Here is a 17979-nt window from a genome sequence, read left to right as displayed (position 1 = left end):
ATTTTTATTCTTAATTCTGGTATTGATATTCATTAGTTCTGATCAGGTTACCATTGGCATCTTTGATGCGTAAGAGCCTGCCCAGGTTATCGTACTCATAGGTACTGACCTGGTTATTGGCATCACTGATCGAACTAACACCAATACCCGGCAGGTAAGTATACCCGCTGATCATAGCTTGTGGGAATGCTGTTCTCAATTGCTGTACAGCAGTGAGTAATGCTGTTGCTGTAGCAGGGTTGTCGAGCGTTTGCTGGATAGATGGGTTATTGGATAAATAGGTCTGTAAGGCGTTATAATCAATATGATCTAAACGGGCGACCATATATTTTCCATCATATCCCCATAACAAGCTGCTTTCTCCGGACTTATCCACCAGGCGGCCAGGATTACCCTGTGCATTGAAATTGCTGTAGGCGGCTTCTTGTTCGTAACGGCTATCCTTAATCAGTGTAGCGGTATTGCTGCTAATACTTAAAGACAGCGGTGTATAGTTACTGATACTGCTGCCGTTCTTCAGTCGGTACAATGTTGTGGGCATGACCAGGTCGTTACCGCCTACGGTGTACAAGCCATACTCATTGATGTAGCCACCAGTGGCATTGCCATTCACCTGGCTGTAGGACTCGATCACATAATCGTTCAGGTGATTGTCTTTCATGTATTTCAGGACCTGGGTAACACCGGTTAAAGTGCCACTTGCACTTACCGTAAAGTCTGCTGCCCTGCGTGTGGTTTGGGTAACCGTCTCTTCATTAGAGCCTGAAGTAGTGATCTGGTACGGGTAATAGCTGCTGGTACCGTACAGGTATGTTTGTTTCTGTGCAACAGTATTGCCTTCATAATATTGGGTTACCACGGTGCTGTCCAGGTGTTCTTTTTCGCTTTTGTAATAGTAATGCTGACCCCGGAATTTATCATCATTAGGGTTGCCATAAAGCGTATAGGCCCTCATTTTCTGATAGGATGCTTTCCATCCCCTGATCTCATCATTGGCAATGAAGGAATAATAATTGTTAGACTGTTCCAATAAAGTTCCGGCAGCGGAATAAGATTTACTTTCTGCCAGTTTACCATCGCGATGGCTATAGTTGGTAACCGGAACAAACGGATAACCGAAACCGCAATTAGTGAACTGCAGGTTATATTTATTCAAGGTACTGCCACCAGCTCCCTGATCGCCGATAACTTCTCTTACATAACTGTACCCTATACTATTGCCGCCACTCTGGGTGGTATTACCTGCATCAGATGTATAGGCATAAGAGGTTTTTAAGATGATATTAGGAACATAATATTCTCCGGGCTGAAGATTACCGATCTTATATGCATTCAGATCAAAATCATAAGTATAGGTATAATCATATTTTGGTGCAAATACCATTACGCCGCTGGATCTGCCGGGTTCACCCGGCATGGTATAATCATATGTCCTGACCGTATTGGTATTGCTGAAGTAATCATAATCGGTGATCTTCTTTACCCTCAGCCCCCCGGTGTATGCATAGTCCTGGAAGTTTCCGCTAAATTGTTTGATGTATATAGTTGCTTTTAGTTTTTCCAGGCAGTCCAGTGTGTTGGCCTCTGCGTTTTCGCAGTTTGTGTTTACCGATAGACGGTAGGTATGGCCGGCAATAATATCGACATTAGGGTCATTATTATCATCCTGAGACACAACCTGACTGGTCGTTAAATCGGTTAGGGTATACTGACGGGTATCGCCGGTACAATTGAATTGATTGGTTTCGACTACAATATAGGTTTGCTGCGCGTATGGTGCCACAAAATCTACATAATTTGATTGTTGATATGGGGCAGTATTTCCTTTGCACTGAGCAGTAGCATTGTATGGTACCGTTATAAAAATGGAATCGTGAATGGTACTGTAACCACATCGGTATCCGGCTTTATTAGGTTCATATTCAAATTGTGTATAACCACCTGTAGGAAAAGTAATTTTGGTCAAAATACCATTTGCTGACACGGATGGATTTACGCTGCGATCTCCACCGGGCACGGTGAAGGGCATTCCCTGCGCATCATATAGCTGGAATGTATTTCCAGGAATAAGGCTGGTATTATTCGCACCATTATAATAACCCCAGATGTCCTGTGATTTAGCGCCATAGGCCGGGATCGTTCCGCTATTATACTCGAAGGCATATTTGTTCACCAGGTTAGTGGCTTGCTCATTAAACGTAACATTATCGAGTTTCAGTTTCTTGGCTAAAGGATCGCTGGACGATGGGTTATAATAAGTATAGTTGAATACTACTTTTTTCTGAACAGCATTCTGCAGGTCTTTTACCTGCATCGAACCGATACCGTAGGTACCAGACAGGTCATATTTAGGTATGGAATAATCAAAGCTGATTTTTCCGGTTGGAAATGTGATCTCAGATACTTTCTTTTCGATTGTTGTGGTATAATTGACGCACTGCTTTGTTTTAACCGGATCAGGGGTTGTATTGCCATAATCATAGTTCCGGCTTTCTGATGTTTGGGAAATCGTTTCCGTAGCATTGGCGTACGTATAGGTAACCACATCTTTAGTATCAGGGAATTCGATTTTACTGACCTGCCACCTGGAGGTATAGGAGTTAACGTCTCCGCTACAATCTGTAACGGACATTTCGGATCGTACATCGAAATAGTAATTTATCCCTTTGGGATCTGTAAGTACAAAACTGAACGCACCTGAGGTAATGGTGTATGCTACTTTAATATCCTGATCGGGGATTACTATAACCTTATTATTGGCCAGGATGAATTTACCGGAATAGCCTTCTATGTTGAAATTGAATTCATCTGGCTGTGCATCCCAGGTACCGTTTGCCACAGCACGGAAGGTATCAATAGTGAAATCATTTGACAAGGTATAATTGGACGGAATTAAATTGGCACCGCCATTAGGGTCCAGGTATCCCATTGGTCCTTCATCTGTGCGCCCACGCAAGGTTCTGGATATGGAATAGTTTGCCGATAGGTTCCATCCCAGACCTATGTCCCCGGACAGATCATTGACCTTAATACCGGAAGCATGGTAAGATGCAGAGATAGGTAATACGTGTTTACCCACACTGATCACATGTAGCGGAATACTGATGTTGGGCACACCGGTATACATACTGACCGGGATATTGCCGTACCGTTCTATGCTGGCGGCATTAGGTGTTTTGATATTGACGTCCAGCTTGGTCGGATTTTCTGTACTCGGCTGCTGAGCGAGGATTTTTAAGCTTGAAGTGATTAGTAGTAAACTTAACACTCCAATTTTTTTACTGTTCATAAACTTACTTTCTTTATGTTTTAGGTTGCTCATTTATATTTTATAGCCCAGCCGGATGATCCAGGGGCTGTTGATGCCGGTTTTATCATTGAGGAAGTTATAGCCGATCAGGAAGGTGCCCTGCTGATTGCGGCTGATGCGATAGGTCTTCATTAATCCTATGTATGCGGCATCCTGTAGCAATCCCATAGCGGTACGTACATTGGAAGCATTGCCATAACGCTCCTGTAGCTGTACATAAGGCCGGTTGAGGGGTTTGAGGCTTTTCTCATATCCACCCTGCAGGCTGATGCCCCAGATCAGCTGCCCGTCGAGGAATACACGTGTAGTTACACCTTCATAACTCAGCTTCAGGTGCTGCCAGTCGCGACCCAGGCCCAGGCTGGCATCCAGCCCTATACCTATGCTGATGCGGCGGCTATGTCGATAAGCGGCATTCAAACCTGCCTGTAGCATCACCGGCTTCTGTCCGTTAGGTGCTGCCCGTTGCGTCTGCAGGTTGTACTGGTACTCCCAGCGTTGCCAGAAAGGTATGCCCCGCATCGGATTTTTCAGATCATCCAGTGGATTGCGCAAGCCTTTCCTTGCCTGCTGGACTTTATCTTTGGTGTCTTTTATCGTGTTCTTTGCCTCATTAATCGTTTGTGCCGCCTGCTTTACTTTGGCGGCTTGTTTTTCCAGTCCCAGTTGTTTGCTGTAGTCCTGCACCTGCTGTGCAGCCTGTTGCTGTACCTGTTGTAACTGATTGCCAAACTGTTGTTCCAGTGCGGCATTCACCGAAGATTTGGTCTGGTAGCCCATCTGCTTCAGGTCCTGTTCACTCAGATTTCCGGAAGACATGCCGGGCAATGAGGAACGGGACAGCATTTCATCAAAGCCTTCTATACCCTTTAGCAGATCAAGGGCTTTCTCCTCAGCTGCATCAGGGTCCTGCACAATCTTCTTCCAGTACCCGATCTGCTGTGTTCCATAGCCATAGGCTTTGTTGAGCCTGCCCAGTTGAGATGCGAAAGCTGACTGTCCCAGTAAACGGATCAGGGCATCGCTGCGCTTTTTGACCTGGCTCTTCAGATAATCCTGTGCATTCAGCTGACTGTTGAGCTGATCCATGCCGGGTACAGATAAACCCGTGCTGCCGGGTATTTTCTGCTGTATAAAGGATTGTATTTTCTTGAGGCTGTCCAGTGCTTTGACTGGTTGTGTACCGGCCAGCTTGTACAGCAATGCCGTATCCGCAGCCGTTTTACGCAGGCTGTCAAAGTCGGCCGCATTTAATTGCTGATACTGTGCATACAGTGTACTGTCGCCCCGGCGCAGTTTGTCCGCTAAACGGGATTCCTGCCGCTGTAGCCTGCGCAGCATGCGTTGCTGGCTGCGGGAGGCTTTCTGCTGGTATTGCAAGTGCTGGTGGTATTGCTTCTGTATATATACTTCAGCTGCATGTACTATTTCTGTAGAATCTCCACTTATTACCTGATCCATCTGGGCATAAGAAGGACTTATACAACAGAACGTGAGGAAACAAAGCAAAATGCAGCAAATGTTCAACTAACGGAATTTAGAAAAATTAGGATATGGATATTTTTTAGCGTTAGAATACCGGTAAAAGAGAACAAAATTCAAGTCTAAACTATATAGTTTTTAGGAAAACTAAAAGATTTCCTCTACTTCATTTTAAAGATTTTTTAACATAATCATTTGAGCCATGATAATCAAAATCTTGTAACTGTGATCGGAAATTTTTTGGTTGCGCAAAATTATAACCATCCAATAATGGCATTTTGGGAAAAACACCCATATTTTTACTGTTATTTTTCCCGTTTTCAATAAGTCTTCGGTAAATTCCCAAACATAAAGTCGAAATTGATACCACAAGAAGTAATGTAACAGCCAAAAGCAATTTAGCCAGCGTCAAATTTAATCTCATAAAGAAAGCACTTGTTTGTAAATTCTAAATTTGAATCAGATAATTGAAATAATCTTTATTTTTCTCTTCACTGGGAACAAAACTAAAAGTAATTTTATTCATTACTAAAGTTTTTAGTATTTAATTTGTTAGTTTAGCATTACCTTTGTTTTGTTAAACTAACATACAATGAATATTAATCAATTAACTGCCTCAAAGATTAAAGATTTACGTACAAAAAATGGATTAACTGCTGAAGCAGTAGCTCAAGCCTTACAAATTTCAAGGGGGGCATATAGCCAACTGGAAAACGGCCATGTAGAAATTACACTTTCCAGAGTCGAATTGCTTTCCCAGATATTCAACGTAACCCTTGGGGAAATCATCCCATCATCAACAACATACCATCAGAGCTATAATCACAATAAAGGTGGTGTTAACGGTAATCACAACAATAACAATACAAAAACAATGAATAATTTTTTTGCCGACGATGAGAATATATCTCGCGTTATTGAAGTAATTAAGGATGCCTTACAAAATGAGGGGAAATAAGTAATTAAGCAAAATAGCTCCTTACCACCTTTTCCCCAAACTAAATCCTACAAAGAAGGAAGCCTGCCAGAAAGTGTTTTTTTGTTGAAGCAATACAGGAATAGCCTTAGTATAACAGGCCAGCTGTGCCCCGATCTGGAATTGCTGTACAAAACCGGTTGGTTTATCCGGACTCAATATAACAGATGGACTGATATAAATACCGGGTATATAGCGCAATTCACTAAGCCCTTTACTCCATTTGTCTGCACCCAGTATGCGGTTACGGCTCAGGAACAGTTCCTGGTTGGACGTGTTGCAGGATTCAGAACTGGCATAGGCCTGGTTCAGGGCATCATAGCGTAACAAGTCCAGGTATACGGGCTTGAGCAGGGTCATCGATAATCCTGCTTCCAAACTCGCATTTAGGCTAATATTACCTTGTATCAGTGATGGAAAAATCGTCCACTGGCGACCATAACCCAGTTGAGTTGTGTAGACTTTAAACTGTTTACCAAAAATATAGGGCCTGTAGGACGCCAAAGAGCGATAAACCGTATCCTGCCGCTGTTGTCGAATTTCCTTTTCATGCCTGATTTCGGCAAACTGGAAACGAACAATGTTTTGACTATGGTTGCCTTTCTGAAAATGATAGTGAACCTGCCCGCTCCAGCCATTTGTATGTAACCGGCCACCAATATACAAAGCCTGATTGTATGAATTATCGGTGCCCCCATATTTGAATTGATCCATTTTGCTTTTTGCTCGGTTTTGTCCCGATCGTGCATGTTGCTGTAAATCAATTTTTTTTCCTTTGATAGATTGCCATACTTTATCCTGTGCATATATTGATCCTTTTGTTGAAAGCAAAATTGCAGGAAGGCTAAGACAAATTATGACGCCACCTTTACTTGTAAAATTAAAAAATATGGGTCTAATACTAATTTTTAGATTCATTGGAAAAAGGGAATAGCAGGTTAGATTTTGGTAAAACAAATGCAAATTATTCATTTTATAATTACTTTGCTCAAATCCTTCATATGAGGTTTGCTCGACTTCTTACTCTTTTATATCTGATTATTCTGCCAGGAATAATGATTGCACAGCAAACTGTTCCGGCACTGAACCTGCTGGTGCCTGCATACCGTATGCCATACCACCACTGGCGCTGGCAAATGTACCGCACCCCTGCGGCACATATCTACTACCCAACCGGAATGGATAGCGTCTGCGCATATACCCTGGCGCACTTTATGCAGGAGAAGGCAATGGTAGAAAAGAGAACAGGCATGTCGCTAAAAGGTATACCCAGCCTCATTATATACCCATCGGTAAGCCAGGCGTACGAATCGCGTATCGGCAGCTGGGATGCCGGAACACAGGCTTTCCCGACCATCGCTAAGCAAGGTAACCGGATCGTACTGGGATTTAATGGCAGTTATAAAGACTTTACAGCTCAGCTGCGCATAGCCTTTGTGCGCAATATGTGGCAGCAATCCTTTGGGTATATCAATGGTACCGATATACGCAGTACGGCCAGTGAGCAGGACTGGCAGTGGTTTAAAGAGGGATGTATACAATACCTGGCCGCCGGATTTTCGCTGACCGATAATGAAATGTTATACCAATGGTATTACCGACAGGCATTTCCGACATGGTCTGCGGTGATGCAGACGGCACCGGAGCAACAGCTCATTGCGGTAAAAGGGTTTTGTTATTTTCTGGAACAGACCTATCGCAAAGATGCCGTTAAGCAAATCCTGTTTCAGCTGCGTAAGAAAAAGACTTTTTCGGTAGCCGTACGCCTGGTCTGTAAGCGCTCTTTCACACAATTACAGGATTTGTATCTGGCATTTATGTACAGCCGCTACGGACAAGCGCCGCAGATGAATGATACTGTTACAAGCCCGGTACTATCATACGCAGACTCTTTGCAGGAGCATCATCAGGCCCGATTGGTATGGACTAATGCAGATACTTCTTCTGCATTATGGATCAGACAAAATACTGAAAGCCGCACGGTGTGGCTGCAACAGGCGGGACAGAAGCCAAAGAAATTATATACCTATTTACTACCCTCCTGGATCAGCAATTACAACTGGGACAACTACCCGCTGGTGCAGGTAAGTGCGCGACGCATCTATATCATAGCCCCAGAAAAGGGCAAGATGCAGGTATTGGAATATTCCAGCACCGGAGCACACATCAGGAGCAGCACATTGCCCCGCGGTATAGATGGCATCAGTAGTTTTGAAGCAGTGAGCGAAAGAGCGTGGCTGATGACAGCGTATACAAAAGGCAGAAGTGATGTTATCCGTTTCCTGCCCGGCAGCCTGAAAGTGATTCCGGTAACCAATGATCTCTCTGATAATACTATGCTGACCACAGACCGATCAACCGGTACAATACGCTACTATAGCGGTTATCCCGATCTGGTTAAAGTGAAAAAGAATGGCCGGACAAAAGATAGCATTGTCGCCGATACCATTAAAGGCAAGGCTTATGGCTGGTACAGTAATGCGATGGAAGGCAAGGCAGAGCAGCTGCTGATCAGCGACAGCACTGTATTTGAACAGCAATTGCAAGCCGCATTATCTGCTACAGATACTTCATTGGCACCACATCAGAAAACCTGGCTGCTGGCCTACCTGAAACAAAAGAAGACAGACGACAGCATTGCTGCACTGGAAGCGAAATATAAGTCGCAGGGCAGAAATTCTTTCCTGCAGCAGGTTTTAGGCAGTAATAATGATACTGGTTCACAAAAGGATTATGCCATTTTTGATCCGAAACAGGTACAGTCCTATCGACTGCAATTACATAGTCTCTGGTTTCAGGCAGCGATCAATAATGATTATTTCATCAATCGCCTGCAACCCTATCAGGGCTATCTGGGTACGTATAAATATCCGGAGATTGGTGGTATGGTCAGTAGTGGCTACAGCGATATATTTGAACAACATCAGTTCAGTATAGGCTATAAATTACCGGCCGGTACTGAGGGCAGTGATTTCTTTGTGCGCTATCATAACAAACAGAAACGACTGGACTGGTATGGATTGTATTTTCGGAAAGTAGAAAGCCTGAAACCTGATCCCAGACAGACATGGGTAGATGCACAGGGTAATCCCTATCCGGCTGCGGCCAAGGTCAAAACTTATTATTATGAGCTGGGTTTTAATTATCCGTTTACCTATCATAGCGCGGTCAGCGCAACGATAGCGTATCGCAAAGGCCGTACCGTTTTCCTCGCAACAGACCCGTACAGTCTGCCCTATCCCGCACTGGGCGAGCAATGGAATATGAATACAGTTGCCCTGAATCATAACCACCTCAAACCAACGGCACACAACAATGCCTTCTACAGTGGCTTTCACAATAAACTGCTGCTGGATGTGATGATGCAGATCGGCAGTAAAAATCCTGCATTTACCTATGGGATCAGCAACCAGTTTGAATGGCATCAGCCATTACATAAAGCCATCAACTGGGTTACGCAACTGAAAGCCGGCTACAGTGGCGGCGGGGAGCATATCCTCTATACCTTTGGTGGTGTCGATCACAATGTAAATGGTAAAGTGGACTCCTCAGTATTGTTTAACCAGCAGGCGCCATATGTATTCCAGAGTCTGGTCACGCAATTGCGTGGATTCAAACAGAACAGCCTGTATGGCAATGTATACGGCTTGCTGAATACTGATGTGTATGTACAGCTATTCGATGGTTTATTTGATTATAAAACACCCTATTCCTTCGTGAACCGATTGCAATTAGGGGCATTTGCAGATGTAGCCTGGGCCAGAGAGACCTGGAAACCGGATGCAACCTGGCAACAGCGGCACAGTTTCGGTATCAGTGCCAAAACGGTACTGGCAGGCTATCCCATCAGGCTGGATCTGGCTTTCCCGTATAATTTCAGCCAGTCACCAATGCTGCATTTTTCGTTGAGATTGTGAGCTTTATTAATTTGCTCTAATCTGACCAATTTTTATCCCTAAAAAACGCTCTGAACAATACTTAAAAGGTAGTAATTCATCAGCTGAATTCAGTATTTTTCTATCTTTCGATATTAGTAATTCTACAGGTATCTTAAAGCCAATACCCAACCAGCTAATCTCTTGGTTCGGGAATATTTTACCTATAAAGCCCTTTATTGCTGACCTATTTTCTATAGCAGAGGTTCCTGAACCTTCAAGACAATATGATAAATATCCTCGTGACCTTTGTTTAATGATAAGATTGGTATCGACTTTTTCATCTGCCATTAGTAGGATAATTCTTTTTCCTAGTCCTTGTGATTTAATACTATCCAACACCTCATCATAAAAATTATCAATCGTTTCTTTTGACCCACTACACCAACTGGTATACATTATAACGATGTTTGTATCGTTGTTAGTTAATATTGAATCTAATTTATGCTCAGTGATTAAGTATTTTTCATTTAAATTCTGCGTGTAACCCGATTTACAGGAAGCTATAAAAATTACAATAACTAATAAAAATAGAAATGAAATGAATGAATAGAATTTGCTCATTTGAATAGATTAAAAATGAAGGTTAATTGGGATAATCTAGAGAATAACTATAAATAATCAACCAGCAAATAAACGACAATATTGTGAAATATTTAAAATGAGAATATAGATTGACAAATACCTATCAAAAAACTATAGCTATAAAACGGTAAAGAAAAATGTTCCGAAACGCCTTCCTCAACCTAATATTTTTCAAAAACCTGGCAAGAATATTTTATTTCACATTTTTGTGCAGTATTTTAACCTTAAATTCTCCTGATTCACCAGAATTGAAATACTAATGCCTTGATATTCACAAGGCAACTCTACAGATTTGAGCTGTAAACATTTTTGCAACCAAATCGAAGGTTATGATAAATATTGCACAAAAGCTTCACCAGGAACTTAGACAGCAACTTCATGAACTGGATTATGAGGGAGTTTCGGGACTGGAATATTATAAGAAAGCCCACCAGATATCTTGCAGTATACTAAGGCGACTTAGGTCGGCCTTAACCGGTTATAAATTCAAGCATCCCGAAGAAGAAATTGAGTTTTTCAAATCGATCAAACCCAAATTGCACGCGGAGGTTTTATTCTATATAGAGTGCTACCGGATGGAATTAAACAATCCTACAATCAGGGATAAAAAAGCGCAACTCTGTTATTTAAAACAAATGTCCATCCATTATGCACAGCTTTTAAACCAGAATAGTCTGCTCAAATTGTACTTTGTCACCGAAAGAAATGAAGAAGACAAGCTTTTGTTCCTAAGGTCAAGTAATATCAACAGCTTTATTCCATTTGATCCATTACAGGAATTTGACGAGATATTTCCTCCTGCCAGTACGGAATTTGCGAGGATTATTGCCTATCAAAGATTATTGGAAGAAATCAATGACAAAGCAACGGCCATTAGGAAAGGTAAGAAACAAGGACCTCCAAACGATGCACCGGCACTAAATTGGACAGGAACTAAAATTGAACTTGTTGAATTGGGTTATGCCCTTCATTCTGCAAAAAGTATCAATAACGGTAAAGTTGAATTAAAAAAGATTATGATGGGACTTGAACAGCTTTTTAATGTGGAGATCGGGCAGTATTCAAGATACTTCCAAAGCTTAATGATCCGCCAGGGTTCTCGCACCCCATATACAGAAAAACTCAATGGTAACTTAAGCAGGAGAATGGACGATGCGGATCTCGGTAAATAGTAATCCTTGTCCTTTATATATGGGTAGAATTTTTATTCTACCCATTTTTTTTGTCCTAATTTATCCGTTTTCAAAAGAAAAATTGGGAAAAATCCACTAAATGTAATTACATCGCACTACATATTTCTTATAGCTGATTAACAGTGCTTTAAGGTTATTTCGTCTATAGTTGAATAATCAAAATACCATTTTTTTCTATTAAACCAGGCCGTAATTTTTTGAAAATGTAATTACATGGCACTGTCAAATCTCCGCAGTTTTCCGTAGCAACTTTGCATTGTAAACAAACACAAATGTTGAACAATCAAAAATAAAAACGATGCTACAACACATTACATGGACGCAATACTTTATTGCCATATTCAGTCTACTGATCATTTATTATGTAGTCTATTTTATCCGGTTCCAACGTCACCGTTACTCAAGATTCCTGGATAAACTAGAGGAAGATAGCATTAATGAGCCGGCAGAAGAACCTATCGAAAAAGAACAGAAAGAAGCAGAAGAACTGCTCAACCAACTGGAAATTTTAGTGAACAGAATACGTACAGGCATTTTGGAAAAGGCAGGCACTGAGGCGACAAAAGATCAAATCCTTTCCGGTTTGGCACAAGAAGTCGCAAGCTTTGGCGGGTTAAGCCAGCCTGCCTACCAACATGCTTTAAACAACTATATCATTGAACATGCCATCAGAATTTGCGGGGTGGAAATTACCGAAGAGGAATTAACGCATACCTGGAATAGCCTACCCCGCTTTCGCTAACTAAAATCAAATTATCATGAAAAAAACAATGCACATGATTGGTGCCTTTGGCTTAGCAGCAATATTGCTGAGTGCCTGCAACCGGGAGTTCATCGCAGAGCAACCCATTTCCAAAGTAGAGGATAATACTGGGTATTTACCAACCACTGGTCCTGAACAAAATCCAGTGAGTTTAAAAGAAGACTTCCTGGTTTTTCCCAATATGAATGTCTTTAATGCTACGATTAAGGCTTTACAGAATGGTAAAGACCTAGCCACCTGGGAAAAACAGTTTAAGGGTTATGAATCTTTCCGGTCTCTGCGCCAAAAATTTGAGACAGCTGAGATAGAAAATAATGGAGGCTCACTCGAAAACATGGATATGCCGGATGAGTATTTTAAAACAATCCTGAGTGCAAATGGCAGGGTTCAGATTGCGGACACCTTATACCAGTTTGAACCAGCAAAGGAAAAGGTAATTGCTTATGCTATTCCAGTCAGCCAGGCAGATCAGGTGCTAACCGGAAAAATACCTACGGCATCAGCAAAGGGAGTTGTCGCCTACTTTCCAACGATTAGCTTGCTACCATTTCCGCGGTGGGAGGATGAGCCTATCAGAATCAATGATCCTGTAAACTGGAATGTTTGTGATTTCCCAAATTCATTCCTTATGCCTTGGTGGGGCCAAAAAGGTGGAAGTATTTACCATGATGACAATGGCATCGAACTACCTAAGGATAATGGACGAAGGATTAGGATCGATTACCATCGATGGCGGGTTGGATATATCTTTTATTCCAGTATTGGCATAAGGGTTAAAATTTACAAGGAGACACGCCTGGCTGGTTGGCTTTCCAATATCCGAATGGATAAAGTAAGCATGGAAGCGTGTACCAAAGGAAAGATCATCACTCCTGGCTTATTTCCTGTCAATTTCAGTGAGAATGCCGCGATAAGTGCATCAAATACAAATGAGCTGGAAAGAACTTTAAAATGGTCTTCGGCTCCAATGCATACTGAAGTAGTTCCTGAGCATTTCAATTTTCATTTTAAAGCATATTTCAGGACTAAGCCGGTGGAACGATATATAAGGGAATAACAGTTTTAAAGCCACCCATGAAGAGGTTTTTAGTGTAGCAGTAAGGTGGTTATATAGCCTTTAGAGGCTGAGGGAGGAGCTGGTTGTATGTAGTATGAGGGTGGTTATTGCTCCTCCCCTTATTTATCAATATTCATTTCTAACAAGGTCGGGGATTGGGATAGTGTTTGGTCGGTTTTTGAGAGTGATAAGTCTCTCCCCTCCTTTTTAAGCCCATACTCACCATTTTGCTCAGTAATTATGAAAATTCAGAAAATACAAGGAAGTCTAAAGTTCATTAAATCAGTTATGGTCCTGCTTATTGTTGCCGGATCGATAACAACAGTTTATAGTCAGGACGGAGCTGCAGGAATTCAGGCAGCCAATACTCAGGTCCGTTCTTATTTCGACAGTGGCACGCAATTAATGTACGGTGTCGGTGCACTATTAGGATTGATTGGCGCAGTTAAAGTCTTCCAGAAATGGAATGCAGGCGATCCTGATACCAGTAAGGTTGCTGCATCATGGTTTGGTTCCTGTATTTTCCTGGTAGTCGTGGCCACCATCATCCGATCATTCTTTGGCATTTAAACTTAAAAAATTACAATCATGCATCAACAATTAAAAGAATCATTATGGGCTTACATTGTCCATAATAACCCAGAACTAATGTTTAATCTCCAGGAGGACTACTCCGTTACACGGTACCTTGAAGACAAAGTAAGCAGTGTAATGCCAAAGGTACTACAGCTATTGGAGCAGGATAAACCAGGCCATGTTATTCTAGAGCTTTGCATGGAGGAACTGACCAAGGATCTTAAACCTTCAAAATACCATTACATTAAAAAAGTCCTCAAGCAGGAGTTCGGCCATTTTTATGAACGGTTTAAAGAGGAAGGTATTTTAACTTATGAAGCCATTAACCTTATTGAACATTGCGGACCGGTTTTTAAAGAATTAAGCTTTTGCCTGGACAACGAGGATAATGGACTTATCTGGGCCGGGGTAACCGGAGCAACTGCTGAATATCTTAGGCAATTCCATACCAATTCTTAAATCTTTGACCGATGGCTAATAGTGTTTATAAGATCAATAAAGGGATCAATAAATCAATAGAATTTAAGGGGCTTAAAGCGCAATACATCTGGTATGTAGCAATAACGATCCTAACCTTACTTATCCTTTTCTCCATCTTGTATTTTATCGGTCTTAGTCAGTATGTATGCCTGATGATTGTGGGTGGAGCGGGCTTCTGGATTTTAAAAGTCATTTTTAGCTTAAGCAAAAAATATGGGGAACATGGTTTGATGAAGGCCATGGCAAAGAAAATGATTCCTACTGTAATCAAGGCAAATAACCGGAACATATTTATAAAACCTAAAAAATAAGAACAATATGGAAAGGCAATTACCGACACTAGAAATAGAAGGAACAACCTTCCTTGTTGATGTAGAACAAATGGTACTTGTTTACCAGGATGATCCCGATACAAAAATTCGGTTTGCTGAAATGGATAATGAAGATACTCATTACAGCCTTGAGTACGACATAGTGCATAAGGACATTGCCGGCATCCATACCAGGACCAGGGATCTTAGATTAATCGATATACCCAGAATGACCGAACTGGACCCGGAAGGAATGGCTACAAAATACAATGTGCCGCTAAACGGTATATCGGAAAAAATGGATTACGAAGTAATGGTGGAAAATCCGGAAATAGCCATGCGGATGCAGGGAAAGTTAAACAGGATAGAAATTGAAGGGCATCCATTTTATGTTGATTTCAGGATGTGGTCACTCAGACCACATAATGACTTTTCCACACAGGGTATCAGTATGGAACCTTTACATGAAAATGAGGAATACGAATATTTTCCTGAAGATACCATCTTCCTATATCAGCCTAAAAAACATGAGTTATTTGAACCAGACTGGACCAGGATTACCGAATTACCTAAGGATACGGTGATCATAAAATTTCCCATGTTAAAAGATATGGATGCTGTTGGTTACGCACATCGATTCAACCTGCCTTTAAAACAAGTCTTGCTGGAAACAAATTTTAAAGCAGTAACCCAGGCAACCCAACGCCAGTTAACACAAACGAACCTGCCTGAACTTTTTAAGGAGAACAAGGAACGCCTTGCTCAGCAAAAGGCTCAGGTAACAAAAGATCCAAAGAAAAAAACTAGAAAGATTTAATAACAAAAAAGGAATTGTGCACATGGAAAAGTGGTTAAAATATATGTTCCCCATATTAGATATCGAAGCAGATTGTATCCTATCCAAACAGGGGGATATCACTGTCGGCTTTATGGTGGAGCTACCGGAGATTTTTTGTCTCTCGGATAGCGAGTACGAAAACTTTCACCAGGCATGGATAAAGGCCATAAAAGTCCTTCCGAACTATTGTGTTATCCATAAACAGGATTGGTTTATAGAAAAACAGTACCAAGCAAACTTCGATCAACAGGAGCTGTCGTTCCTCTCTCACAGCAGTGAACAGTTCTTTAATGAAAGACCTTATCTGGAGCATAGCTGCTATGTATACCTGACCAGAAAGCCAGAAGGAAGGAAAGCCGTAAACAGTATGTTTTCCAATCTGATCCGGCCAAACGTTGTTCCTAAGCAAATCAAAAATACCGAGTTTATCCAGGAGTTCCTGGATGCTTGTGGACAATTTCGCCAAATTATGGAAGACAGCACATTTGTCAAAATGGTGCGGTTAACCGAAGCAGAGTTGTGGAGTTCTGCAAATAAAACCGGTCTACTGGAACAATATTGTTTTCTGCAGGTCAATGACACAAAAATCGTCCGGGATATGGAACTTAAGGATAATCTTACCATTGGCGGACAGCATTGTCAATTATATACCCTTGCGGCAGTAGAAGAATTACCTGCCTATTGTGGCAGTCGTATCAATTATGATAAATACAGTACGGATAAAACGAAGTTTAGCGTAGGATTTGTATCTTCTATTGGACAACTTCTCCCTTGTAATCACATTTACAACCAGTACATTTTTATTGAAGATGCCCAGCTTACCATTAAAAAGCTGGAAAGTAAAAGGCTGCGTTTGCAATCTCTTTCTGCTTATAGTCGGGAGAACCTGATCGCAAGAGATGCCACCAATGAGTTTTTAAACGAGGCAATAGGTGAACAAAGGCTCCCAGTAAAGGCACACTTTAATTTGCTTGTATGGAGCGAAGAAAAGAACAAGCTTAAGGATATTAAAAACCAGGTGTCTTCAGCATTATCTAAAATGGATGCCATAGCGAAAGAAGAAACTGTTGGTGCCGCACAGATATTCTGGGCGGGTATTCCAGGAAATGCGGCAGATTTTCCGATCAACGACTGTTTTGACACTTTTGCTTCTCAGGCGGTATGTTTCTTTAATTTGGAAACTGGGTACCAGAGTTCGCCCAGCCCTTTTGGAATCAGATTGGGAGATCGCCTCACCGGGAAACCATTGCATGTAGATATTAGCGATGAGCCAATTCGAAGAGGCATTTGCACCAATCGAAATAAGTTTCTTATCGGACCCAGCGGCTCGGGCAAATCCTTTTTCACCAATCATTTACTCAGAAGCTATTATGAACAGTTAACACATATTGTCCTTATTGATGTGGGCCACAGTTACAAAGGATTGTGTGATATGGTCGGTGGCTATTACTTTACCTATGCTGAGGACAATCCTATCCGCTTTAATCCATTTTTTATATCTGAAGGTGATAGCCTGGACACAGAAAAGAAAGAAAGTATAAAGACGTTGTTACTGGCCCTTTGGAAAAAAGAAGATGAGCCGTTCAAACGAAGCGAATATGTCGCCATGTCCAATGCCATCACCGGATATTTTGATTTCCTGGACAAACATCCGGATATATTTCCCTGCTTCAATAGTTTCTACGATTACCTGGAGCATCAATATGTACATATTCTGGAGAAAGAGAATGTCAAGGAGAAAGAATTTGATATCAATAATTTCCTTTTTGTCCTTCGTCCATATTATACGGGTGGTGAATTTGATTACTTATTAAATGCCACAGAAAACCTTAATCTGCTACAAGAGCGATTTATTGTTTTTGAGTTGGACAACATAAAGGACCACCCTATTCTCTTTCCTACCGTGACCATTATTATCATGGAAGTCTTCGTTAATAAGATGCGCAAATTAAAAGGAATCAGGAAGATAATTCTCATTGAAGAAGCCTGGAAGGCACTGATGAAAGAAGGTTTTGCCGAATACATTCAATACCTGTTTAAAACTGTGCGTAAACATTTTGGGGAATCCTATGTAGTGACCCAGGAGGTAGAAGATATCATCTCCTCTCCTATAGTTAAAAAAGCCATTATCAATAATTCGGATTGCAAGATCCTGCTGGACCAAAGCAAGTACCAAAACAAATTTGACCAGATTCAGGAATTGCTTGGACTTACGGATAAGGAACGGGCACTGGTGCTATCCGTAAATAAGGCAAACGATCCTACCAAAAAGTACAAGGAAGTTTTCATCTCCCTTGGTGGCGTTCTGAGTAAGGTGTACCGAACAGAGGTATCCTTAGAAGAATACCTGGCTTATACTACTGAGCAATCGGAAAAGGTAAAGGTATTTGAGTACGCAGAACGATTTGGAGGGGATATCAAGAAAGGAATACAGGCGCTTGCCCGCGACCTGGCTAATGGAAATAAATAATAA

At 41.6% G+C, this 17979-nt stretch carries 15 protein-coding genes; 10 read left to right on the top strand and 5 right to left on the bottom strand.

Annotated features, from left to right (window positions below):
* Nucleotides 1–10 precede the first annotated feature (10 nt).
* The 3 genes from OK025_RS21340 to OK025_RS21330 form a co-directional block, all read right to left on the bottom strand.
* The gene (locus OK025_RS21340) at nt 11–3289 is read right to left on the bottom strand and encodes an RHS repeat domain-containing protein (protein ID WP_317666744.1); all 3279 of its coding nucleotides are present in this window, start codon (nt 3287–3289) and stop codon (nt 11–13) included.
* Between the two features lie 33 nt (nt 3290–3322).
* The gene (locus tag OK025_RS21335; RefSeq protein ID WP_317666743.1) at nt 3323–4771 is read right to left on the bottom strand and encodes a hypothetical protein; all 1449 of its coding nucleotides are present in this window, start codon (nt 4769–4771) and stop codon (nt 3323–3325) included.
* A 187-nt stretch (nt 4772–4958) separates the two neighbouring features.
* Nucleotides 4959–5216 (bottom strand): hypothetical protein, encoded by a 258-nt coding sequence (locus OK025_RS21330; protein ID WP_317666742.1) that lies wholly within the window; start codon nt 5214–5216, stop codon nt 4959–4961.
* Between the two features lie 168 nt (nt 5217–5384).
* On the opposite strand from OK025_RS21330, the gene OK025_RS21325 reads away from it, so the two are divergent.
* Complete coding sequence (locus OK025_RS21325; RefSeq protein ID WP_317666741.1) at nt 5385–5750, top strand: helix-turn-helix transcriptional regulator; 366 nt, start codon at nt 5385–5387, stop codon at nt 5748–5750.
* A gap of 21 nt (nt 5751–5771) precedes the next feature.
* Here the strand turns inward: OK025_RS21325 and OK025_RS21320 are convergent, their stop codons facing one another.
* Nucleotides 5772–6686, bottom strand: coding sequence for a hypothetical protein (locus tag OK025_RS21320; protein WP_317666740.1), 915 nt, complete (start codon nt 6684–6686; stop codon nt 5772–5774).
* Nucleotides 6687–6823: 137 nt separating this feature from the next.
* Between OK025_RS21320 and OK025_RS21315 the strand changes: the two genes are divergently transcribed.
* A complete protein-coding gene (locus tag OK025_RS21315; RefSeq protein WP_317666739.1) occupies nt 6824–9685 on the top strand; it encodes a hypothetical protein in 2862 nt (953 codons plus the stop codon).
* A gap of 6 nt (nt 9686–9691) precedes the next feature.
* Here OK025_RS21315 and OK025_RS21310 read toward each other — a convergent pair whose 3' ends face one another.
* Entirely contained in the window at nt 9692–10267 is a 576-nt protein-coding gene (locus tag OK025_RS21310; RefSeq protein WP_317666738.1) for a hypothetical protein, read from the bottom strand.
* A gap of 350 nt (nt 10268–10617) precedes the next feature.
* Between OK025_RS21310 and OK025_RS21305 the strand changes: the two genes are divergently transcribed.
* The 8 genes from OK025_RS21305 to OK025_RS21270 all read left to right on the top strand — a co-directional run bounded on the left by OK025_RS21305 (nt 10618) and on the right by OK025_RS21270 (nt 17976).
* Nucleotides 10618–11460: an RteC domain-containing protein gene (locus tag OK025_RS21305; protein WP_317666737.1), complete on the top strand. Its 843-nt coding sequence runs from the start codon at nt 10618–10620 to the stop codon at nt 11458–11460.
* A gap of 319 nt (nt 11461–11779) precedes the next feature.
* Nucleotides 11780–12223 carry a hypothetical protein gene (locus OK025_RS21300; RefSeq protein WP_317666736.1) on the top strand — a complete coding sequence of 148 codons (444 nt, stop codon included), beginning with the start codon at nt 11780–11782 and terminating at the stop codon, nt 12221–12223.
* A 16-nt stretch (nt 12224–12239) separates the two neighbouring features.
* On the top strand, nt 12240–13301 hold the full coding sequence (locus OK025_RS21295) for a hypothetical protein (protein WP_317666735.1): 1062 nt from the start codon (nt 12240–12242) through the stop codon (nt 13299–13301).
* A 288-nt stretch (nt 13302–13589) separates the two neighbouring features.
* Nucleotides 13590–13871: a DUF4134 domain-containing protein gene (locus tag OK025_RS21290; protein ID WP_317669780.1), complete on the top strand. Its 282-nt coding sequence runs from the start codon at nt 13590–13592 to the stop codon at nt 13869–13871.
* Between the two features lie 18 nt (nt 13872–13889).
* The gene (locus OK025_RS21285) at nt 13890–14336 is read left to right on the top strand and encodes a hypothetical protein (protein WP_317666734.1); all 447 of its coding nucleotides are present in this window, start codon (nt 13890–13892) and stop codon (nt 14334–14336) included.
* A gap of 11 nt (nt 14337–14347) precedes the next feature.
* Nucleotides 14348–14668, top strand: coding sequence for a DUF4133 domain-containing protein (locus OK025_RS21280; RefSeq protein WP_317666733.1), 321 nt, complete (start codon nt 14348–14350; stop codon nt 14666–14668).
* A gap of 7 nt (nt 14669–14675) precedes the next feature.
* Nucleotides 14676–15485 (top strand): hypothetical protein, encoded by an 810-nt coding sequence (locus tag OK025_RS21275; protein ID WP_317666732.1) that lies wholly within the window; start codon nt 14676–14678, stop codon nt 15483–15485.
* Between the two features lie 22 nt (nt 15486–15507).
* Nucleotides 15508–17976 (top strand): TraG family conjugative transposon ATPase, encoded by a 2469-nt coding sequence (locus OK025_RS21270; RefSeq protein WP_317666731.1) that lies wholly within the window; start codon nt 15508–15510, stop codon nt 17974–17976.
* The last annotated feature ends 3 nt before the right edge of the window (nt 17977–17979 follow it).

Source organism: Sphingobacterium sp. UGAL515B_05, assembly GCF_033097525.1.
Lineage (GTDB): Bacteria > Bacteroidota > Bacteroidia > Sphingobacteriales > Sphingobacteriaceae > Sphingobacterium.
The sequence above is the reverse complement of the archived record's forward strand: the minus strand, read 5'-3'. Positions and strand labels throughout refer to the sequence as shown.